This window comes from Thermogemmata fonticola (assembly GCF_013694095.1).
In the GTDB taxonomy this organism is placed as follows: Bacteria; Planctomycetota; Planctomycetia; order Gemmatales; family Gemmataceae; genus Thermogemmata; species Thermogemmata fonticola.
The window spans coordinates 80,621-104,013 of sequence record NZ_JACEFB010000007.1 but is presented as its reverse complement, the minus strand read 5'-3'; the positions used below and the strand labels follow the sequence as shown (position 1 = coordinate 104,013).

General features: G+C 54.8%; 11 protein-coding genes, 1 tRNA gene and 1 pseudogene. 4 read left to right on the top strand and 9 right to left on the bottom strand.

Features of this window, described 5'->3' with window-relative positions; translation table 11 throughout:
- Positions 1 to 72 precede the first annotated feature (72 nt).
- Both H0921_RS10980 and H0921_RS10975 read right to left on the bottom strand, forming a co-directional pair.
- Entirely contained in the window at positions 73 to 3,057 is a 2,985-nt protein-coding gene (locus H0921_RS10980) for a right-handed parallel beta-helix repeat-containing protein (RefSeq protein WP_194538129.1), read from the bottom strand.
- Positions 3,058 to 3,633: 576 nt separating this feature from the next.
- Positions 3,634 to 4,941: a hypothetical protein gene (locus H0921_RS10975; protein WP_194538128.1), complete on the bottom strand. Its 1,308-nt coding sequence runs from the start codon at positions 4,939 to 4,941 to the stop codon at positions 3,634 to 3,636.
- 429 nt (positions 4,942 to 5,370) lie between these two features.
- On the opposite strand from H0921_RS10975, the gene H0921_RS10970 reads away from it, so the two are divergent.
- A tRNA-Sec gene (locus tag H0921_RS10970) sits at positions 5,371 to 5,465 on the top strand.
- 839 nt (positions 5,466 to 6,304) lie between these two features.
- Here the strand turns inward: H0921_RS10970 and H0921_RS10965 are convergent.
- From H0921_RS10965 to H0921_RS10935, 7 genes are all read right to left on the bottom strand, one after another.
- Complete coding sequence (locus tag H0921_RS10965) at positions 6,305 to 11,035, bottom strand: DEAD/DEAH box helicase (protein ID WP_194538127.1); 4,731 nt, start codon at positions 11,033 to 11,035, stop codon at positions 6,305 to 6,307.
- Positions 11,036 to 11,038: 3 nt separating this feature from the next.
- Entirely contained in the window at positions 11,039 to 13,504 is a 2,466-nt protein-coding gene (gene rpsI / locus H0921_RS10960; protein WP_194538126.1) for an uS9 family ribosomal protein, read from the bottom strand.
- Between the two features lie 754 nt (positions 13,505 to 14,258).
- On the bottom strand, positions 14,259 to 14,855 hold the full coding sequence (locus H0921_RS10955; protein ID WP_194538125.1) for a hypothetical protein: 597 nt from the start codon (positions 14,853 to 14,855) through the stop codon (positions 14,259 to 14,261).
- A gap of 12 nt (positions 14,856 to 14,867) precedes the next feature.
- Positions 14,868 to 16,217: a thiamine pyrophosphate-dependent enzyme gene (locus H0921_RS10950; RefSeq protein ID WP_194538124.1), complete on the bottom strand. Its 1,350-nt coding sequence runs from the start codon at positions 16,215 to 16,217 to the stop codon at positions 14,868 to 14,870.
- 3 nt (positions 16,218 to 16,220) lie between these two features.
- A complete protein-coding gene (locus H0921_RS10945) occupies positions 16,221 to 17,675 on the bottom strand; it encodes a Gfo/Idh/MocA family oxidoreductase (protein ID WP_194538123.1) in 1,455 nt (484 codons plus the stop codon).
- Complete coding sequence (locus H0921_RS10940) at positions 17,668 to 18,759, bottom strand: P-loop NTPase family protein (protein ID WP_194538122.1); 1,092 nt, start codon at positions 18,757 to 18,759, stop codon at positions 17,668 to 17,670. The genes H0921_RS10945 and H0921_RS10940 overlap by 8 nt, the downstream gene beginning before the upstream one ends.
- 198 nt (positions 18,760 to 18,957) lie before the next feature.
- Complete coding sequence (locus H0921_RS10935) at positions 18,958 to 20,316, bottom strand: hypothetical protein (protein WP_194538121.1); 1,359 nt, start codon at positions 20,314 to 20,316, stop codon at positions 18,958 to 18,960.
- 295 nt (positions 20,317 to 20,611) lie between these two features.
- On the opposite strand from H0921_RS10935, the pseudogene H0921_RS10930 reads away from it, so the two are divergent.
- The 3 genes and pseudogenes from H0921_RS10930 to H0921_RS10920 all read left to right on the top strand — a co-directional run bounded on the left by H0921_RS10930 (position 20,612) and on the right by H0921_RS10920 (position 23,392).
- A pseudogene (locus H0921_RS10930) lies at positions 20,612 to 21,381 on the top strand (IS5 family transposase).
- 276 nt (positions 21,382 to 21,657) lie between these two features.
- A complete protein-coding gene (locus H0921_RS10925) occupies positions 21,658 to 21,906 on the top strand; it encodes a hypothetical protein (protein WP_194538120.1) in 249 nt (82 codons plus the stop codon).
- On the top strand, positions 21,860 to 23,392 hold the full coding sequence (locus H0921_RS10920; RefSeq protein WP_194538119.1) for a hypothetical protein: 1,533 nt from the start codon (positions 21,860 to 21,862) through the stop codon (positions 23,390 to 23,392). The genes H0921_RS10925 and H0921_RS10920 overlap by 47 nt, the downstream gene beginning before the upstream one ends.
- The last annotated feature ends 1 nt before the right edge of the window (position 23,393 follow it).

The window sequence follows — 23,393 nt, the reverse complement described above, 5'->3', positions numbered from 1 at the left end:
AGACAAAGCATAAGCCGGGGGGCCAGCGCCGAACTTCCCGCCCTCGGTGTTCCCTGCCTAACCCCTGGCCATTCAGTCCTCAATCTTCGGCTTAGCCGTATTGGCGACGTAGATGTCACGTCCACCGTTATTGCGGCAGATATTCTTCCTCGCTGTCCCACCCGACTTGTCGCCAAAAGCTATGCCAGGCCACTTATTCCCCTCACACGTGTTCCCCTCCAACACCGGCTGCGACTGGCCAAATACGAGGATACCGTGCTGCTCATTCCTGCTACAGGTATTGTTCCTCGCCGTCCCACCCGACTTGCCAAAAAAGGCGACGCCACTCCACTTATTCCCCTCACACCTGTTCCCCTCCAACACCGGCTGCGACTGGCCTTCTGCGTAAATACCGTGCTTCTCATTCTTGCCACAGATATTGTTCCTCGCCGTCCCACCCGACTTGCCAACAAAGGCGATGCCACTCCACTTATTCCCCTCACACGTGTTCCCCTCCACCACCGGCTGCGACTCGCCAAATACGAGGATACCGCGCTGCTCATTCTTGCTACAGGTATTGTTCCTCGCCGTCCCACCCGACTTGCCAACAAAGGCGATGCCACTACCCTTATTCCCCTCACACCTGTTCCCCTCCAACACCGGCTGCGACTCGCCTTCTGCGTAAATACCGTGCTTCTCATTCTTGCCACAGGTATTGTTCCTCGCTGTCCCACCCGACTTGTCAAAAAAGGCGATGCCACACTCCTTATTCCCCTCACACGTGTTCCCCTCCAACACCGGCTGCGACTCGCCTCCTGCGTAAATACCGTGCTTCTCATTCTTGCTACAGGTATTGTTCCTCGCTGTCCCACCCGACTTGTCAAAAAAGGCGATGCCACACCCCTTATTCCCCTCACACGTGTTCCCCTCCAACACCGGCTGCGACTCGCCTCCTGCGTAAATACCGTGCCCCTCATTCCTGCTACAGGTATTGTTCCTCGCCGTCCCACCCGACTTGTCGCCAAAAGCTATGCCAGGCCACTTATTCCCCTCACACGTGTTCCCCTCCAACACCGGCTGCGACTCGCCTCCTGCGTAAATACCGTTCTGCTCATTCTTGCTACAGGTATTGTTCCTCGCTGTCCCACCCGACTTGTCACCAAAGGCGATGCCACTCCACTTATTCCCCTCACACGTGTTCCCCTCCAGCGTCACCTGCGCTTGATCAGACACCCGTATGCCACACAACTCATTGTCTTTGCAGATACATTTGCTCATCTGTGCTCGGACCGTACCGGTTAGCCACACTCCGTCTCCGCCCTGCTGCGCCTGCTGATTCCACTTGGCGCCGCTGAAGCGGCAATTTTCGATCCGAATCACCCCGCTGTCGGCCACCACTCCATGCGCCGCCCCACTTCCCACGTATTCCACCGACACCCCGTGCAACTCCCAGCGGCAATTACCGCGGAACTTCAGCCCATACTCCCCGCCTTTGACCACGATCACGGTTTTGTCCGCCCCTGCCCCGCGGATGATCAACGACTTGTCCACCACGATCCCTTTTTCCAGCACATACTGCTGGGCGGCCAACACCAGTTCTTCTCCTTCGGCTGCCTCTTTGATCAAGTCGGCCAAATTATCGCTAACGCGCGGGACGGTCAGGCGTAATTCCGGCCAGCGGTGGGTAATCCAGGCTGTTGTAAATTGACTGCTTTTGATCTCCCCTTCCAACTGTTTGCGGCTCTGAGCCAGGCTGTCCTGATCTAACCGCAGGGCCGGCAGCACGGGCACTTTACCCTCAAAGTGTTCCTGCAATTGATCGAGGAGGCGGTGCAATTGTTTCTGCAACTGTTCGTCGCTCGCCGCCTGCCCCTGCGTATGTTCCTCCGCCACATGCCCTGACGTGGCAAACGAGAATATCCGGACGGATCCGCCCAGTTCGACCTTCTGGCCCTGCTGGGCCGCCCGGAACTGCTTGACCAGCTTCTCGACCTGCTGCTCCCGTTCTTTCCCTTCCGAGCGCGCCAATTTGCGAATCTCCCCCATGGCTCCTGTGAGCGCCACCTGCTGGTTGAGCAGCACGGAGACGACTTTCTGCTCATCCAAGCTTCCCGCGTTCATCCGCTCGAAAGACCGATCTAGCAGCTTTTCCAGTATGTAACGGACGTGTTCGGTTTCCACGCCTGCGCGGGTTTTCACTTCCAGGGTAAATTGCTGCCACAAGAGGCGGTGCAGCTCCGATTGCTGGCTCTGCCCGCTGGCTAGCGAGGGCAATAACAAGACCTGCGGTTCACCCAGGGAGCGATCCGCGGGGCGCAAGCGATTGCGTAGATGAGCCAACTGCTCTTCCACCACTCGCACGTTGGCCTGGAGCATCTGCGTTTCCAGGCGGGCGTGCAACGGCCCCAGCACTTCCAGCCGCACGTCAGCCCAGCGCACTTCTTCGGAGGCCATGGCCCGCAGCCGTTCCCCTTCCAACTCGATAACCACCCGATCCCCCTCCTCTTCCAGCGCGGTTCGTGACAAGGGGACCTCCGGACTGATCACCCAATCGATCTTCTCCCCTGCTCGCGGCACCCGTAATTGGACCCGCAAACCGTTAGCATTCACCCGCGGTTCCAGGATGACGGCATCTGAAATCTTGTACTTTTTGGCCACCTCCTGGCGCACCCGCTCGATAATCTGATCTTGTGCCTTACTTTGAGCCATCAGATTTTTGAGGACGACGCGTAGCTTAGGCCGCCGCTCGCCTGCTGCTGCCGGCAATTTCTCCTCCACCCCCAGGGGCTGCCAGCCGCCTTTCCCATCGTCTACCTGCACCTCGGTGATGACCCAGACGGGGAAAACCACGACCTTGTTCGACCCGGAAAGCGGAATGTACTGGAGCCGCACCCGATACGTCTGTTTGCCGTCCGAAACCGGCACGTCGTTGAGGATTACGCTGTGACTCGTCAGAGGGACGGTATCGTCTGCCTGCCTGTCAGGCGGTAGCGGCGGCTGCGCTTGGGCCAGCCCCCAGACTGCCACGCACAACACCCCCAGTCCCACCCACCGAAAATAACCGTGACTGCGGATCATGGCGTGAACCTCCCCCTCGTCCTGCTCGGAGCTTCCCCCCCACGGTAACTTCCCTTCCGAGGGCAGCCTTCCCTACTCAGCAAGGAGAGCTGACTTCCTTCGGCTTCCGCCAGCCGACGACGAACGCTGTTTTTGAACCAATTGGCCCAGTGCTCAGGTAATTCGTTCCTACCCTTCCTGGATTTTGAACGAGATGGCGCCGAATGTCAACAACCTGCTTGATTATTTTGATATCTTCTCTATGTTAGGCTGAATATTCAAAATTAACGAAAATACTTTGACCAATTGCTGCTATTGGTCGTTCCATTAGATTCTCTCATTTTTCTTACTGAAGGGTCTATCCGTGACGGTCTAGGCGTAGAAACGAACTCCCCTGCAAAGGCACCGGCATTGCCCAGACCTATCGGTGACGGCTAATTCCGCTGTCCTCCTTGCGGAACTCGGCCTGTTACCCAACTGTTAGCCCTTCTTTCTCGACGAGCGGTTATCGACTTTTGTTGAACCGGGATCATGGTGTCTACCCCGCAGCTCCCATCGGCTTTGGGGCAGTCAGGGTGTTTATGCCACGGGAACATCTCACTTCGGCTTTGTGGTGGCGAGGGCGGCGTAGTCGGGCAGCGTGTCCTGGAGTATCTCATGGATGGCGCGCCGCTCTGCCGCCGTCAGATGGGCAAAGCGAGCCGAGGTATCCGCCCCGCTGAGCACCTCCTGCAAGCGCCGCAGGACGTACCCTTTCACCTCCGGCGGCAGCTCCCGGAAGGCCCGCGAGTAGATCAGATAACTGCACGGATAGCGGAACAGGCGGCGGTTCAGATCGAATTGCCGCAGCGAGCGGCCCTGGCGATCGAACGGACCACGGGCGGCAAACTCCTCGGCGAAGGAAGAGGTGCCCTGGATCGGTTCCGTCCAGGTGGCCTGCTTACTAAAGAGTAGATACTCCAGCAACTGCTCTCCCGCTGTCTGGATGCGCCGCCGGGCGCTTTCCCACTGTTTCCCCGCTGGTTCCCCCAGCTCCCGGTTCAGCGTCTGCTCGTAATGTAGGGCCAGCCGCGTCTCCAGCAGCGCCTTGGTGAGCCGATTGTGGCACTCCACCTGATGCTCCAGCACCAGAAGCGCCACGATGTCGCTATGCGGCGTCAGATACCGCCCCACGGTGAAAAAGGGGCGCAGGTCCGTGATGTTCTGCCCCTTCTGGTTCGCCGACAGTTCCGCCTCCTGTTTGTTCTCCACGATCCAGTTCCCCATGTGCATCAGCCGGCCGTGGCGGCCTGTGACATACCACCCGCCCCAGCGCTCCTCCAAAGGACTGGTGTGATCGGTGCGGTAGCTGCCCAGCGACAGAATCGGCAGACCCCGGCGATCGGGAAAGACAGAACGGACCAGATGCCCCGGCACGCCCCCCGTCGCGGAGGAGGCATGGCAGCTCAGACAATTGTCCCGCTGCCGAAAGAAGCGCGGCTTCTCCTCCGGCACTTGATCGAGCGTGTAAAACACTGTACCCAACTGCGGATCCACCGCCGACACCTCCATGACCTCCCCGCCCAGGCAATATCCAATGTACACATCATCGTTGAAGTAAATCGCTCGCGGCGTCTTCGGGCCGATCCGCTCCCGCTGCAAGCTCGTCTTGGAAAACACCAGCACCTGCGAGCTTTTCGGCACTCCCAGCGCCTCGAGCAGCGACGGCAGATACCCGTGCTCCTCGCTCCACTTCAACCGGACTTCCCCGCGATCCAACCGGCTTTGCAGGGCTGTCACCACATTGTCCGCCGGCGCCGTTCGGTACGAGATCGGCTCTCGTTCAAAATCCGCGTTCTGCCCCCAGGCCGGAAGCCAACATCCCCAACTGGCCGCCAGAGCCGCTAGCCAACGTAGATGACGCATGGATCGCACTCCTTCACCGCGATGAGACGGACAGAAGATCGACAACTCACTCTTCTGTCCCGGCAGGGAGGACTGAGCCGCAGCACGCCACGCCACGGCCATTACTTCGGAAGGCTAAGTATAGTATAGGCCGCAAATCCGATTTGTAAATCCTCTTTTCCCCATAATCCCTCCCGACACGTCAGTGAGTCCACGGAGGGGAGCAGGCACCGCCTCGGTGTTGTGACAATCACCGGACAAAAACCATCCAGGAACTGGTGAAGATTACCCACTGCGACGTTGTGACAATCTACTGACAAAAATGATTGAGGGCTGGTGGGGTCCGTCGGGTGTTTTGAGCGGTGACTTTTCCGCCCTGTCACTTTCCGATCTTGACCGGCTGACGATGACGAGGCCGCTTTATAACTCACTAGTAGAGGAGGGCACGATGGGAGTGTTTGCACCGCTGGTGCGGGCCCGGGTCTTCAAAACCCGTGGAGGGTGTGAACAACGCCCTCAGTCGGTTCGATTCCGATACACTCCCGTGGACAATTGTACACTATGCGGCAGGGTGAGGAACTATGCGGCATAACATCTCCCTCACCAATCATTTCCGGCAAAGCCCTCCTCTCCCTGCCGCAGGCCTCCGTATCTTGCTGCGCCGCTTTTTGCGCCACCTTTGAGTGAAAATGGATGTACAGAGTGACTATACGTTACCATGTTCCGGCCCGTTTGGCAAATAGCGGTAATCAGAAAAGCAATTCTCGGTACATTCAGGATTCACGAATGATCATTGGACTGAGGAAGCCAGGGTAAACTGGGTGGTCACACTTCATCTGCCAATTAATGTCGCCAATTTAGCAATTTTGATTCGGATCAATCCGTGTTTCAATTTACACTCTATCCTGCCAGAGCTTTGACCCGACTTCCCCCTCGCCGGCGCAAGGCGTGACTGATCCAACTCCCGACATTCCATGCCATTTCGTGACAACTCCGTTGGTGAGCCGTGGCTAAGCTCCATATGTTTGTCTGATTAACCACTCACCAAAAAACGCTGCTGATTTACCAATTTTTGCTCGCTGTACAAAACCGGAACTAGGAGCTGGAGCGAATTAGCCATATTCTTGAAAATTGACGGAATATGACGCCACTACCTCGGTGAATACCCAGTATGCTCATTCGCCACCACTTGCACGAAGTATCCTCGCATTTATCCGCTAGAACTAGTTGAAGATGAATTCAGTCTCTCTATGAAAATAGATCTCATAACAATATCGACCTAGTTCTTGTTCATAAGATCCTCTGTTTGTATGTGTCTATATCTCTCTGTAGAATATTCTTCTTGTTGTTAATTTTTCTCGATTCGATTAAGCCTATTTGGATTTCATTCTTTCAAGAGTGCATCCAAGTATTGGAGTACCGACCCTCGTCGGAGGTGCTGATGAGCAAACTGGTTTCTGTAACTTCTCAAACATCCGTAGCAACTAGTGTCTTCGTCACAGCCACAGTTGCCGCGTACTCTCGCCCGCGCCGCTTCCAAGCTCTCTCTCAAAACTCTTTCCTCCTCGAGTCGTGCGACAAGGCCTGCTCCTCCTGGCACGTTGTCGTATAGAATGATCGGAGGCACAGAGTCTTTCTCACCATGAGCCACCGTTGCGTTTAGGTCAGTGGAGGGTACTTCTAAAACCTCCGCCGCCCCTTCGACCAGAGCGTAGGCAAGCGAGTAGGCAAACCAAACAGGCTCAATATCTTTCTCGGGTTTTGGATGAAACTGAAGTTGCAACACATCGGTCTCAAACTCGTGCCCAAGCGAGACCAGATCAAGTGTTCCGTGGCAATCCCGTCCATAGGGGGTCTTATGATCCCTTTCGTATTTCCTGAAACCGGCGCCACATCCCTTGCAGATATAGAATCCCTCTCCACATCGGCCCTCACACAATACAACCATCAACCCCGGAGATGCCTTCCTCATCGTGATTATCGGAGAATTCGGAGGCATAGCGATAGTGCCAGGGTCGGGGCCGAGCGAACCCGCAAAATAAGGGCGCGTTGTAAATGCTCTTGTGGTCCGAGATTTTGGCTGCTCGGGTTCCGCGCGGCCAGTAACAAACCCAAATTGGGGGATAATATACTTGAATTTTCCCATCCTCTTGCAACATTCGTCTACAGCAGGCTGCTTGCCTTCGCTCCACGCGACGAAAATGTTATGTACGGGGCAGCGTCTATAGGACTTACGTGGCCATTCCTTCTCGGCGACTCGTTTGAGCCCGTAGGAAGTCCACACCTTCTTGTTCGCAATCAGCTTGCTGGTAGGAGCGAACTCGGCAATGGCTATGCTGAGGTCTCTTTGGAGCAGGACTTCAAATGCCTCCTGGTTTTGCTGCGTTCTTTGGGTATCCAGTTCAACTACATCTACCGGGAAGCCATACTTGGGAATAACTGCTTTACGTGAGAGGAAGGAAAGGGCATCTTCGCCAGCGAAAGTGTTGGCTCTCTTCTGAGCCCATTCAGCCGTTTTGTAATCCCTGTTCGTGCGAGCTTCCTCTTCAAGTTTTATCACCCCCCTATAATCGCTCGAGACCTCGGCTTCGGCAAGAGAGAGCCTACTTTCTTCTTCCACAATCGTACCACCGACATCTTTGGTAATCTTTCCAGCAATCCTTTCAACCCACTGTCCACTGTCCAACCCAACTTTAGGGAACATATCCGATGGAACAATCGCGCGTAGAGATTTTTCCAGTTCAGCCTGGTGCTCGTGGAGAAAGGCTTTGAAATCGGCAACGCCAGATGGATGCTCCAGGTCTTTGAATAACTTCTCCACGGTCGTGAACCTTTCTGGAAAGGCTCGGAAAAAGCGAGATAAAGCGACAGCGGCAATGTGGCGGATGATAATCTTCTCGTTTCGGAGGCTCAGGGTAGGAGGCCGAACCATACCGCTCAGCATCCGTTGAGGTTCAGCAAAGTGGTAAAGGTCGTGGGGGCCACGGCGACAATACGTGATAGCAAATCCGGGGTGTCCACTTCGGCGCCCGGCGCGTCCCACTCGCTGAGCGTAGTTGAACGCCTCAGGAGGGACATTGCGGAGAAAGATAGTATCCAGGTCGCCCAGGTCCACTCCCAATTCAAAGGTCGTGGAGCAACTCAAGACATGGATTTTTCCCTCCTTGAATTCCCGCTGAAATTCTCGGGCTTTTTCCTTATCAAGCTGCGCCGTGTGCTCTTCTACACGTAAGGAACCTGGCAAGTCCTCCGTATAGAGGAGCCGATAGTGGTTGGGTTCCAAATCGGTCACCCGAACCTCTTTGAGCGTTCCAGGGCAATGATGCCTTGGACAGACCCCGCGGACCGAGACCGCCTGGAGACGGCCGCACGTGTCACATTGAAAAATTGTGTCGTTATCGGTGATGAGATGGAGTCTCCACCAATCAGGATTCAGCCTTCGAGCATCATCCACCGCGAGCAATAAGCGGTCATTCGAAGAGACAGTAGCGTCACACTGCTGTAACGTTTCCCATATTGACCTCAAAGCCTCCACAGCTTTCTCGATGGTTTCTTGTTCCGAAACACCGTTTTGCAGCCTCATGAGAAGTTTAGCCAAGAACCGGGCGCGTTTCCCTCTCTTACCATCCCAACTGCGCACGCCCTTCTTCCCTTTGGGATCTCCGATACGAAATCGCATCTGTGATGCCTGGAGATCGAGATCCTTCCAGCTGAGCGGGATAGCGCTTTCGGTCCGCACCTCGACAGCCCTATCTGCTCTCATTGTGTCCAACAATACAAACACAAGGTCGCGCGCTTCTCGTTCGCTTAATGACCAAGGAGGATTCGTCAGAACATCTGGAATCCTGAACCAATCTGGCCATTTGAGCGACCACCGAACCAGACCAACACCTTCCAGGGAGATTCTTGGCTCATCGGTGAGGAACTCACGGTAGAGTCTAAGCCAAGCCTCGCGACGCAATTCTAGGTCACTTGTAGCAGGTGGGAATGCTTGCCTCTCCCGGAATAGATCACGCAGTCCCACCGCCGAGTCCCGCAAAGACAAGCCCTCTTGGGTGTGAGGATTCAGCCGTTGGACTGCCTTCAGGATCAGATTTCGGCTCAGAATATCTCTATACGAGTCTTCCAGATACCAGGCAAAGAATGCAGCTTCTTGTCGTCCGTCGGCAAAGGCGAGTACTTTCTTCCGGTTTTCCGGCAGATTTTGGTAAAGGGTCGTGGCTATCACGGCGTGGGGACCGTCTGTGCCATGCACTACTTCCCGCACGGGATCGCGACCAGCAGCGCTATAGCCGCACGCACCACATTTCGCCAGTTGGTCTGCCCTATCTTCATCCGTTGGGGATTCTTCCTTGACTACCCGGATTAAGTTATCATGCCCACACCGCGGTTTTTCTCGCCACGCCTCACCACATCGCACACAAAGATGAAATACCTGCTCGTCGCTGGCCTTACCACCTTCGTTTTCCTCACCTTCATTTTCTCCATTCTCAATAGGCCGAAAGAAGGTAGCCCCAAAATTTACATCACTTGGGTCGCGAATCGCCTCCACTAATCTGCCACCCTTGAAATCTTTCTGGCCTACAAAATAATGCTGACCGCACTCCCGACAGAGCGCAACTTCAAAGGCTGGGTGCTTTTCATCCCCAGCCTTACGATCAAGGAAGACCTTTTTCTGAGGCCAGTAGGAGACAAAAGCGCCTTCGAGTGATCTGAGGAATAGATGGTAGCGTGCAGAAAAAAGAGGCGCATCGGACAAAGGGTCCTTGGCCTGTAAGAGAAGTTCAACTAACTCGGACAGAGCAGACGCCCGCTTCTCCTGCGGTAAGTCCCCAAAGATTTGATCGGCAATCACCTGAACTTCGGCAGGGTTGCCTGTGATGAAGCGGCGGAGAGCCGTTGCGCGGCTGTCACGCTGAAGGAGCCTCCCAACAATTTTCGGCGGGTCTTCGTTGCTCGGGAGTGACACACCGAGTTTAGTCGCCAGTTCGGTAAGACGGCTCCTGACTTCTGTATTTTCCTCGCGAAGCACCTGTGCAAGAAACTGATAATCACCAGGGGAGAGGCTTTCTGGGCTTGGTTCGGGGATCGGTTCACTCTCCCCGAGAATCACGTTCTCCTCACGGAATTCTTCACCGAACAGGTCTGAAGCGAACTTGGCTACTGCGGCTCTATCTCTTTCTCCACCACCTAGTGTTGCACTTGTGGCAATGCATCGGAACGGTTCCGAGCGGCCACCTTCTCTCAGCCTCTGTTTAAGGCGTCGCAGAAGCATCGCCATCTCAATGCCACGGGAACCGCGGTATTGATGCGCTTCATCCAGCACCAGAAAGGTCCACCACCGAGCTCGTCCGTTGTCAAAGAGTGGGCTGTCGTCAGGTCGGAGTAACAGATATTCAAGCATTGAGTAGTTGGTAAGGAGAATATGGGGTAGTCTCTTCCGCATCTCGGACCGAAGGACAAGTTCCCCGTGGACCACATGCCCGTCTTCAACTATGGAGTGACCCTTTTGGTCCCGCTCTGCGATGTGATCCCGCGCTTGGCGTTGCGAGTCACTCTCATCTTCTGGTGTTTCTCCGATGTACTGCCCGAAGGTAAACCGGAAAGGCGAATTGACCTCCTTAAGCCGTTTACAGATCTCCCCGAGACGTTCGCGCTGGTCATTAGCCAGAGCATTCATCGGATAGAGAATGAGCGCACGCACACCCTCGCGTAACTTGCCCTTTCGGAATTCCTGGTAGAGATGGAGCAAGATCGGATAAAGAAAGGATTCAGTCTTACCGCTTCCCGTGCCAGTGGCAACAACTACATTGCGCCCGTTGAGAACGCTTTGGATCGCTTGTTCTTGGTGCTGGTAGAGTGGCCTGTCGCCATGCACTGCCTTCAGGAATCCATCATCGGGCTGAAATCCGAGGAGGCTTGGGAATAAGGCTCGCGGCGTCTGACCACGTCTGAAGACCGGAGTGGCTTCAAGGTACGGTCCCTTGCTCAAATGCCCTGATCTCAGCGCCTTTTCGAAGGATGCACGGAAAGCGGGATCTTTGAAATAAAAAGTCGTCTTTAGGTAATGACAGTATCTGTCTTCTATCTGCTGCGAGAACTGGATTGGGTTCATCGTCTACCTCTCCTGAGGGAAGACAAAGCTACTCTTCACTCTGACTCCTCCGAAACCATATCGTTTCAACAGGGATTTCAGATGCGGATTATAGCTCATCAAGGCGCGCGCTAGAGCATGGGCTACTGCCTTGGCCTGCCTGGTTGTAGTTGGATTGCTACCCGTTACATTGACAGATGCTTCCATCCGTGCCAGTACCTGACGGACATCGGTCATCTCTAACAGCTTCATTAAAAACTGTTTCGCTTTGTCCGGAGCCTTCCCAAAGTAGTCTAATATGTTTTGCCCGTTGACCTTGATGGGACCGGATCCCTCCCGTAGGACGGCTTTCGCGACGGCGGTTTTCTTTCTTCCGAGACCGACCCAAGATGGTGTGGGTGCTGACTGCATCTGTTCGGGAGCAGGCGTGACTGTCAACTGAACCGCCGGGATAACAGCAATGACTCCCTCTGTGAGATCGTCATCACGTTTAATCCACACCTTTAAGGAGCATGTTTCCGTTCCATCTCTTATGACTATGGAATCGCTGAATTCGCGAAGTGGGACAGTGATTGTTTTGGCCGTTACCATTACATTATAAGTCCTAGCTTTCGTTTGCTCGAATCCCACACGGATCCTATCTACCCAACGATATCTTGGGAAGCGTATCCAGAGTGCTTTCTTGGAAGTGGCCGCGAAATCCCCGCGCTTCAATGTCAAAGGCCTGTCTCTCCATTCCGTTGGCTCTTGATTCTCCTCCCCTATCGCCCACCAGAGCCTTTCTACCAGGATGGTCACCTCTACCTGTGGCCCACCTTGGGACCCCACATGCCAGTGTGTTTTGTCACATGTAGGATCAGGGGGAATAGTCAGAATCGTTTTGTCATCCTGGCGTTCAATTTGGACGTTAAGACTGCCGTCAGCCAGATGGATAACACAACCAGGGTCATGGAGGAATGTGACACATACCGGATTATATCCATTTTCAAGGGGGAGTGGAGAAAATCGATCGGTCCTGATTTCTTTTAGAGCGCTGATGAATCTAAAATCCAGACTCTCTACAAGGTCACCGTTCGTGTCGTAAAATCTAAGAAAGTACCATCCTTCTTTTCTCTCACCCACTTCAGGAGGCAAAGTTTGCTCAATCAATCCCTGCTCGGGGGTGAAAGCCATGCGCCATCTTCCCTTTCCACTGCCCTCTTCCCCTACAACAATTGTCCCAACATCTTTCCACGCTTGGACATCCATAGCGCAAATTTGGGGAGGATTTCCGCCAAAGAGAGGCCCGATATTCTCACTTGCAGCGGGCAGGCGATTCCCAATGAGCTTGAATCGTGATTCCTTCGACTCAATGATGACTGATTTGCCTTCAGACGTGCGAAAGGCGATCTTCTTCTCGCTACCTCTCTCAAGTTCGAAGAAATGCGCTCGATAGTCCTTAAGGGACACAAACTCTGGAGTAACTGGTGGAGGCCCTGACAATGCTTCGTCGCGCTCCCAATCGTCCGGAACCGTCACAAGATAGGACCCAGAGGAAGGGGATTGGACACGACGTCCCCAATTTTGGTCACTGCTCAGTTTGAACAGAAGGTAATTCCCTTGGCCAAGTGAGACCTTGGTCTCTCGAGCATTCTCACCTTCGCTCCACCGCACTGTTACTTCACCGGTAACCTGAGTAAGGTGCCAGCAGGCATCCCTTGATTCGTCTTTGGTCAGGGATTGTCCATTTTGAAACACCGCTAAATCGGAACTTTCAAGAAGTTCCTCTGGCACCTCTACCGCTGGTATCCACTGTCGTTCTCTCTTCCAGCAAACGATTTCGGGCTTCGGAGTGCGGGGCTTAGGGTTTGCTGTTAGCCGTTTCTTCGGATCTCGGATCGAGACGCGTGACCTACCTCCCCTTTCGGCAGGTTCCAACCGCTCACTTTTTGAAGTCGGTTGTGCTCTCTGCGTTATCGATGGCGGTGATTCCTGCCCCGCCACCTGCAGTTGCATTTCCCTTCCTATGGTCGGTTGAGTCTCTTGGACTACGGGGGGGCAGAGTTCTCCTACCGCCGTTGGTTGAGTTTCCGCCACGATTGCCACTTGGGGATCCTGTGTGACTCCTGTTGGTGATTCTAGAACTGTCTTTAGTTGGATCTCCTCTAATGAAATTGATTGCGATTCTTCTATTATATTTTCTTGCAAATTTTTTGCTATGACGAATTCTTTTTCCACATCATGAGATTCTTCCATGATTTTTTGTAGATTGTCACCATCTTGATAACAGGGCCTTGTATTCGATTGCTGGCAATGTTCTTTTGTACCCAGATCAGTTTCCTGGCTTTCCTCATAGTGTTGTACTCCTGCCACTTCGCTTTGTGCCTCGTCGACACTGATTCGCATTAACTGCTTGTTACGTTTGTGAATTATAATTCCAAAAATGATAAAAATCGTAATCCCAACTATAAAAATCGTAATCCCAACTATTACAAAAAGAATAGGAAACATTTTAATAACTACTTTATGTATAAAAGTACATTTATATATAAGTATATACTGAACTTTTATATTTCGACTCTACGCGTGCATTCGCCATTTTACCTCATGTTAAACCACGGACTCGCCGAAATGAAGTGGAGCTTGAGTCAAAAAATGGGCGTTATAGAAGATGTCGTCCTACTCGATTGGGCTGGTGATACCGCGACCGATCAGGTCCATCGTGGCAGGACATCAGGCTCGTAATGCAACTCATGTCTTTAGATGCAAATCTTCGCCTCAGCTCGGTTGTCATTGTGCCATTGCCCCTACTTGTCGATCTGCATGAAGTCGGGCAATGAGACGAATGCTCTAGACGGTTGTATAGATATCACACCTCTACTCTGGGAATGGTCTGGTATTCCTCCAGGAGCCGTACACACACCTTGAGAGAAAGTTGAGAAGTGTAAACAAGGGTCGATCTCTACTCAGTTACGGTTGGACAATACTCGCGCAGGGTGTCGATCTGGCGAGCCTACTACCTCATATTTTGCTCGAAAGTGAGGCAACGCAGTCGTCCTCACACTCACCACAAGACATTACGCAACAACCAAATACCAGCAATCAGTCCGATTCTATTGTATTACTGATCACACTATCTTCAAATGGTTTAATCGCTGAAACACAGATTCATATGATAACAAATACCTGATGAATCTACTTATGTTTTGGCTATTATTCTGGCTTGTGATCGAGACCGTTAGCTCCATTGGGGTAAAGTTTGATTCTATCCCAGATTCGGCAAGTGCTGAACCACTTTTTCCAACCAAGAGAAATCTAATTCGCCACTGGTGTCCAACACTATTGCGTCGAAGTGCCGGGTTGCGTAATCCACTAGGTGGTGCTCCATTGCGTAGAACCGTTTTGGATCATCCCGTACCAGAAAGTCCTCTGGACCAAGCTCCCAGGCGTGCCTCTTCGCCAAACGCTCTATACGCGTTTGGTGGTTAGCAACGAGAACGAACGATCGGTCAAACCGGGGATGTTGATCAAGGAGCGCTTCCAAGCGTTCAACCAACCCCGACGTGCCACGTACTTTGTGGAAAGCCAGGGATCGCAGCAAAATAGTGGAATCCTGGATGATATTGCCTACTGGTTGTTCAAATTGCTCTAGGTCAAAGAGTAACGCCGCATAATAGAGCCAACCGATCGTTTCTTCATTACCCATTTTCTCTCTTCGCATCCGATCGGCCAATTCGTAGATGGAGTTATTGATGGTTAGTGCGTTGCGACGCACTTGCCATTTACCCTGCGCGTGTTGGCAAATATGCTGACAAACGGTACTTTTGCCAGCCAGGTCCAGTCCCTCAAAGTGGATGTACATGTAGACACTCCTTCAAAATGGGGTCTTTATGCGAATCAATTGGAGGGATCTAGGGTGCTGCAACCAAGCCGACAGGGTTGATGTGTGACCACAAGAGGGAAAGTCGATGTCGTGACTTTCCAACTCCGTTGCATCTAACCGGCAGTTGCCTGGCACACTTTGACCCCCGGTGCTTACAGCTCCGCCATTAACCAGTACTATTACTGTCATGGCAACTCGGCGGGTGAAGGCTTCTTCAAGGGCAGCCTTACCAGAATGGAGGAAGGCAGCGTCGCCAGTCACACAAATGACATGTAACGACGGGTCCGCCAAAGCTATTCCGGTTGCCACACCCACTGAACAACCATAACACAAGCAAGCGTCCACCGTGTGGTGCGGGTCCAACGTATGCCCGCCCAAATCCCCAACGATGACGTGATGAGGTACAGACCGCAGCAAAGCATACAGTGGCTCGTAGCGATCCGTAATACGGTATTGTCGCGATACGTTGGGGCGTATCAAACTCGCCGTAACACGACGGGCCCCGAGGAAAGCTGCTATCTTGTTGGTCAAGTAAGGACCACCATGCTCTTCGACAATCACATCGGCAGCAGAGTCGGATAGTGCTTCTAACCACAGACGTGGTGGTGGCAGCGTGTAAATACATAGATCAGGAGGCTCTTCAGTGAGAGAAGCTGCCATGCCGGCTGTCACTCGGATGCGCGCGTTGCGAAAGACGCTTGGTTGAGGATAGGCCCCATCTACCCAGCACTCTACAGCTTTCCGTCGCTCTTCCAGACGCCTTCGCTGAACTTCCCCGTAAACAGGATGAGCCACCCACTCTTCGGGTGCTCGACACCACTTCAACCGGTTTCTGGTGGGGGATCGCCGTGTTACGGAGCCAACCGCCCGTGTCAACAGATTGGTTATGCGTAGCACTACGAGTGTTCTCAGGCGTTCGGACAATTCTGGTGCGGACCATGCTAGTTCATAGGCGTCCTGTACGGAGCGCGGCTCCAACCACACCGAGCAGGGGAATTCGGCATAGAACCGGGAATCTTGCTGAATCTGAGATTGCTCGACATCAATGTCATCCAGCACAACCAGGACCATGCCAGCCCGAACTCCCAATACGCAGATGTTGACGTAGGGGTCCGCTGCATCGTTCAGGCCAACGTTCTTGAATATTGCCGCTGAACGGATACCTGCGAGGCTGGCCCCCCATGCGACCGCTAAAGCATTCTTTTCGTTTACCGAGAAGGTCTTAACACCCATGAGTCTGACCAGATCATGGGCATGGAAGCCAGGATAGGCGGTCACTAGCTCAACGCCGCCGTCCAATAATCCCCACGCCACCGCTTGGATTCCGGAGACCTCGTCCATATTTCACCTTTTCAGTGGCTTGACAATTACTGGGTTATCGCCTTGTTGTGCCTTGACATGGGATTCGTAGACAGCCGAGATCATCCGCACGGGAATAGCATGATCGGTTAATGGGGAGCGCAAGTCAGCTTCGGGCAATTGTCCAGCAATGTAACGAAAGAATTCACCGACAACCCCCTCCTTGACCTGCTCGATGTATAGGCGTGAACGGTCGAATCCAGCCAAATGGTCCAAGTGGATTACTTCAACTTCCTTTCCTCCTATCATCCGGGTGTTGCGAAAGATGTGGATTTCAAAGTGATTGTTACCTCCAAGCTGCAAATCAGACTCATCACTGAAGCTGTGGTCCGACTTCGCCTGGTAAGAATGGATGGCTATAGTCAAAAAGGGGCCGATGTGAATACGATGGTGTTCGTGCTTGACACGCCCATTACCTTTGTAAAGGTCAGCGGCAGGATGAAGCCAACCCCGGCGCGAAAAACTATTGTGTAAGAGACTCAGGGAAGCCTGACCAATCGCCACACCCTCCTTGGAAAAAGTGATCACTGCATTGACATCCACCTCTCCAAAATCTTGAAACAGTTTATCCAACTCCGCGTCGCTATAAGGACAAGCGTTGGCGTAGTCTGGTCCAAACAATCGTTTGTAATCTTGGCGAGTCAATTGTCGTAGAAGGCCTCGCGGCTGCACGAAGGAAGCGTAGACGGTCATTGAGTCCGCAGATTTGCCACTAGCTGTGCCAGCGTGGTAATACCGATACACACAATCGAAAAAATGGTGGCCGCTATGGGAGGCCTTCCCATGGCCCGAGTGATAACTGTGATGATCCTGAGTGCGAATCTCTTCCGGCAATCGCCACTGGCCGTCCGCATGGTATGCGTAAATATTGGTTACTGGGCAACCCGTTTGTTGGCAAACTTCTTGAACGATCCGAATTGCCTCCTCAAATCCGGGATGGTAACGACGGTGGGCACAAACGGAAACGACGATAGGGCGCTGTCGTCGAGCTGTGTGCCAAGCTGCCGAGATTTCTTCGAAATCCCTCTCGATGTCCCGGGCTGCATTCACATCGCTTACAGCATTCCGACGAGTGGTAATCGGTTTGTCCAACAGTACGTCCATACCGCGTTGTAAAGCCCAAAGTACATAAGGCCGGTGACACAACGGATCCGTTGCAATTATCAGTGCTCTAGGACGTAAGCGGTTGGCAACAGCGTCCAGGGCCTGCCGGGTTTCCTCCGGCATTTCTGCTTCGAAGCGCTGTACGGTGAGTATTTCCGCATTTAGGCCACTGGCCGATAGGGCACTAGCAGCGGCAGCACGTCCTGCCTCCAATTCGATGGCGGCTGCGAGACGGACGCCATAGCGTGACCCTAGCGTAGCGATAGCTGGCAGGTAAAAATGCCGAGCGTGGGGACCAACCCCAGCGATCAAGAGGCTTTGCGTATGGTCAGGCATCTGCAGACCTCCGGCGTGCGAAGTCCAACAAAGGCTGCCACAGCTCATCTAATCCAACTCGGAAAGCGCGTTCCAGTTCTGTCGGCGATGCCGAGCGGTTCAGCCCTGTCACTTCACCGCGCCACAGCATCCCATCCTTCTTGACGGAAAGTGAAGGAGCACCTTGAGGATCCTTAGAGGTCAAAACCGCAGCGATCCGCCTGTCAAGACCGTACGGTTGAAGAGCTTGCCGCCAAGCGGTTTCTGATGACACCTCCGGGCGGTCCAAAAGGATGATCGCATCCAACTCGGCAAACATATGCTCGCGACCGGGAGGGATTCGTTGGGGAGGAGTGACTTTGTGGTTTCCACCTGGCAAATCAGCGATCAATACGGAAAACAACTCGCGACTCCTCCGTAACTGGTCAACAATGATTGCTTCCATTTCCGCAGTCCAACTTCGCTTGTACTCTTCTCGAAGTATTTTTGCTGCCTCATCTCCAACGAGACTGAAATACCACGGGGGAGTGGGTGACTGCCCATCACAGTCGAGCCTCCACCCGTCGCAACCAATTTGTTGCATGTACGAATCCAGGACATTGCAAAAGATCGATTTACCAAGATTTGGATCACCCGTGACGCCAATAATCACCGGCCAGACCGGTCGCGGCATCGCTCGTGCCAACCAATCGGGACGTGCGATTTGGCGGCCCAATTGTTCTCGATCAGAATCATAAACGATAATCAGACCATCGCGAGCCGACCAACAGGCAATCCGGCGTATGCCGCTGTCAATAGCGCTTTTTGCTGTCTGGGTATAAACACCCACCGTGGCCCGCCCGCTCAGTACCAACTCGGCGGGACGCAGTCGAGACAGTTCTTCCAGCCGGGGTGTCAGCAGCCGATCGATCGCGGACGGAGACAATGGCGGCGCCGGCTTCAGCCAAATGCGAAGCAGAGCACCTCGATTCTGGTCCTCTCCAGCCAGGATGAGCAAGCTTTCACTTCCACTCAAGTTCTCAGAAGAACCTGATTTTGCCGGGGTTTGTACACAGATATCTTGGGCGCCGGCTGCACGGAAAGTGGCCGCAGCATGTGCGTACATCCAAACGGCCCCGGGACCGGTTAGAGTAACACGAAGCCCCTTCACTTCCGACCAAGGAAGTGGATGGTCCCGCATAACCTCAGGAGGCCAAAAGCGATTCTCAGAAAGAACGAAACGAAGGCAGACTTCGGTGTGTGTGCGACTCAAGCGATACCAATCGCACATGTTGGTTCTCCACCCTCGGACGTTTGTGGGATTTCACGCGACCCTCCACCATATGATTCGATCGGGATACGGTAAGATTTGGATCAATCGCCGCTCCATGCCTCGCCGAAAGAGCCAGCCACTAGCTGAGATCACATCCCCGCTTCGTAACAAGTTGGCCAGTTTATGGTAGCAGGTCACTCGAACCAGGCCTTCCTCGTCTTGCAAATGGTATTCGGCCCGTTTGTAAACCGCCTTGGCAGCGTCAACGACTTGGCCATAGAGCAACGTTCGACCAACTCCCTGCCAGTCCAGACCCACGCACACATCGGGTGACTGGGGAGGCACGAAGATCAATGCTATCGACACCTCACCACTCAGCAATGTATCCACAAAGCGGCGACTACGCAGCAGTGCCTCTCGCCCGCCGGGAAAGACCCGGTCCAGTAACTTCCAGGTACCTGAGCGCGGTGGAACTGTCAACACTCCGCGCTCAACGGCTGTTGCCAGAGCATCTCGAACGATGGACAGGGGCTCAACCTCGAGGGGCACCACCAAATCCCAATCGGAGTTAGCACGTTGCAGTCCTATCGCCCGTGAACCCGTTACCCGGACAGCAGACACATCCACACCTGCATCCCGAAGGAGGTTCACTAACGGCCCAGGTGGTTCACCGAGCGCACCTCCAAGTGGTAACATCTTGAATACGGCTGTTATGTCCGCCTCGCCAACGAAGGCGCCTCCTACTCCGCAGCGTGCTCGCCTGATCTGGCCAAAGTCGTGCATCTCCTTTTGGTATTGAAGAGGCTCAGCAAGCGAATGGGGCACTTTGCGAAGTTTACCATCCGTTGGAATGTACTTGACCTTGACCAAGGCGCGGTCCGGCTCAAATGCCCCATCCCAAACAAGTGCGATGCTGCCATCGCGGAGCACAACATGGTCACCTGCTTGAAGGGGTTGTCCAGCCGGGACGGACCCGGATTGAGAGAGTATCCCACGTATGTCAGGCGCTTGTTCAATCGCCCCAGCTTGGTTCGACACCCAACTGAAGGGAAGCAATTCACTCACTTGAGCCACCTCGTAACTATCGCTATTTCGACAAGCCATGAGTACCTCGAAATCTCGTCCCACCCGAGCAACGTGCTCAGCAAACACTTGCCGACAGACTCCACAGGGGCGAGTGACTGATTCTATACCGGTGGAGGCCACAGCCAAGGCTAACACATCGGGATCATCAGCCATGACGGCCAAGACTAAAGCGGCCTGCTCGGCGTGAACATTCGTCATGTGATTGAACGAGGAATATTGCCCCGCTTGGTAAACGTTGCCCGAGACTGTCAGTACCGCTGCCCCGTAAGCCGTCCCCCCCGGCGACGTCATGAATGCTCGCGCTGCTGCTGCTCGAGCTTTCATGACAAGCTGCCTTCGCTCTTCCTCACAAAGCATAACCTACCTCCGCTTAGGCCGGTCCAAGTTCGGATATCATTTCAAGACCAAGATGTTTTTCATTATAAACGGCAAAACCCTTTACCGCTTCTATACCTTGAGAATCACGCCTCCTCAAAAACGGTTCACCGCCTCGACAGCCCATCCCAAACTAAGTAATAAAGCACTCCCCCACTTCTTTTTTCAAAAGTTAGCTAGAAGTTATCTCATAAATACATGAGACTGGTGTACACTATGATCACTACGATGATGAAGGTGAGCGATAGATCTGACAGACGAACAGTGGGCGGTGTTAGAGCCACTCTTGCCCCAAGAGGAGCGTCTCCCGACGGGCAGGCGGGGCCGTACCGGGAGGAATCCGCGGGAGGTGCTGAACGGCATCTTGGGGATGCTGCGCACCGCTGCGCCGTGGAAAGACTTGCCGAAGCGATATCCCCCACACCAGAGCTGCCATCGCCGCTTCCGGCGTTGGATGAGGATAGGGGTCATGGAGGCGATCCTGCACGCCCTGACGGAAGACCGGAAGGGGCGGGGAGGCCTCGATCTCCAGGAGGGCTTCATCGATGGCACCTTCGGGGTCGCGAAAAAGGGGGCGATGGAGTGGGAAAGACCCAGCGGGGCAAAGAGACGAAGCTCATGGCAGTGGCAGACGGCACTGGTTTTCCGATCGCCGTAGGCGTCACGAGTGCTCGCCCGCACGAAGTGACGCTCGTTGAGCACACGCTGGCGGCCTGCTTCGCCCCCGAATAGCCCAGGAAACGGATCGGCGATCGGGCTTATGACAGCGACCCGCTGGACACCCGCTTGGCTGAACGTGGGATCGAGATGATTGCGCCCCACCGGGGCAACCGACGCCAGCGACGCACCCAGGATGGCCGTAAGCTGCGCCGTTACAAGCGGCGTTGGAAGATCGAGCGCTTGTTCGCCTGGTTGAGCAACTTTCGACGGCTGGTGGTTCGTTACGAGCGCCATCGGGTCAACTACCTCGGCTTCGTGCAGCTTGCCTGCATCCTCCTCTTGCTGCGAAACTAGTTATGAGATGACTTCTAAAAGAGCCAGCAGGAAGGCGCCTCGGTATCCGATACACTCCCGTGGACATGAGTACACAAACGGGTGGAACTGGCAAACTTCTCTTCTAGCTCCCAGGTCTGCGTCCTGTCCCCCCCTATCCCCACGTCTACGCCCAGCTACGGCCATTCAGGAGTGGGTCATGCTCCTCTCCGACGGGTCTGACAAATAAATCTGGCGCTGGCTGGGGAGCTGTGGCAAAATAGATAAGCCCATTCCTGTTGTTTCAAGGAGTTCGCTATGGACACAACGCCGAAACTGAATCGTGCCGAGCTGATGCAAGAGTTGCGGGCCGATTTCGAGGAGCTGCTGACCAAAGTGGCCGATGCCGTCGACCACGCTCGGCCGGGGCGGATCATCGCCGACAGCGAGGAACCCGCCCGCGACGCCTTCGCCAAGTTCCGCGAAAAGGTTTACGCCAAGGCCCTGCAGAAGCGACTGGATGCGGCGGAAGCCGCTTTTCCCCCCTCCGACGGACGCGAGCGGTAAACGGCTGCGTCAGAAAGGGCGGCAGTCGTTCACGGTGCTGACGGTCAACGGGCGGGTGCGGTTGAAGCGGATCCGTTGGCAGTCGTCTACGGGTGCCCAGACGCCGATCGATCGCTGGCTGGACGTGGCGGAGGCGACGATCAGTCAGGGGGTGCGGGAGTTGGTGTGTCGGCTCAATGCTGGCAGTTCCAGCTTTGCGGCGGCAGCGGAGAATCTGAGGCGGGCGGCCCAGCTGAGGTTGAGCCGGGAGACGTTGCGGCAGGTGGTGGAGCAGGAAGGTCGGCAGGTGTTGGCCGCCCAGAAGTCGGGGGCATTGACACCGGGCTGGTCGGCCGCCGATTGCGTCGTGACCGAGCCAGCGGCGACTTCGACCGTGAACGCTCCGACCGCAAGCGCTTCGACTGTCACCGCCACGCCAGCGAACGCTTCGACCGCAAGCGCTTCGACTGTCACCGCCACGCCAGCGGCGACTTCGACCGCAAGCGCTTCGACTGTCACCGCCACGCCAGCGAACGCTTCGACTGTCACCGCCACGCCAGCGAACGCTTCGACCGCGAACGCTTCGACTGTCACCGCCATGCCAGCGAACGCTTCGACTGTCACCGCCACGCCAGCGAATGCCTCGAAAGCGTCATCGTCTGCTTCCCCCTCGAAGTCTTCCGCGTCGGCTCGGGCCAAGACGCGGGTTTACTTTGGCTGCGACGGGGTGATGGTGCCGCTGGTGACGGACGCGGAGAAGCGCAAACGGCGGGCGACGATCAAGCATAAGCGTAAGCTGCGGGGCAAAAAGGCCAAGCCGCTGCCGCCGTTGCGACCGGGTGCCGACCAGGCCTTCAAGGAGTTCAAGCTGGTCGTCTACTATGACGACACGCGGCGGCATCGGCTGGTGGAAGGTACCCAGGGCGACCACGAAGCGGCGGGACGGCTGATGCGGCGTCAGGCGGTTCGGCTGCGCCTTGACCTGGCGGACGAAAAGATCGGCATTGTCGATGGGGCGCCGTGGATTCGCAAGCAGGTGGCTCGGCAGAACCTGCCGCTGGACGCGTTGGGGTTGGATTTCTACCACTTGGCCGAGCATGTGCACGCGGCTCGCCGTGTGGTTTTTGGCGAGGAGGATGAGGACGGCCAGCGTTGGGCGAGCGAGTTGCTGCACACCTTCAAGCACGAAGGTTACGAGGCGGCCTGGGCGAAGCTGCTCGACTGGCGTGGCAGGTTGCGGGGAGCGAAGCGGCAGGCGGCGGATGCGTTGCTGGGCTATGTGGGGGAGCGGCGGGAGATGATCCGTTATCCGGAGTTTGTGGCGAAGGGTTGGCAGTTGGGCAGCGGTCCGACGGAGTCGTGCTGCAAGACGCTGACGGCTCGGCTCAAGGGGCGTGGTCGGCGTTGGGATGCCCGGAACGCCGAGGCCGTGATGGCCCTGGAGGCTCTCAAGCAATCGGGTCAATGGCAGGCCTACTGGCTAATTCAAGCCAAAATCCCAGCTTAGC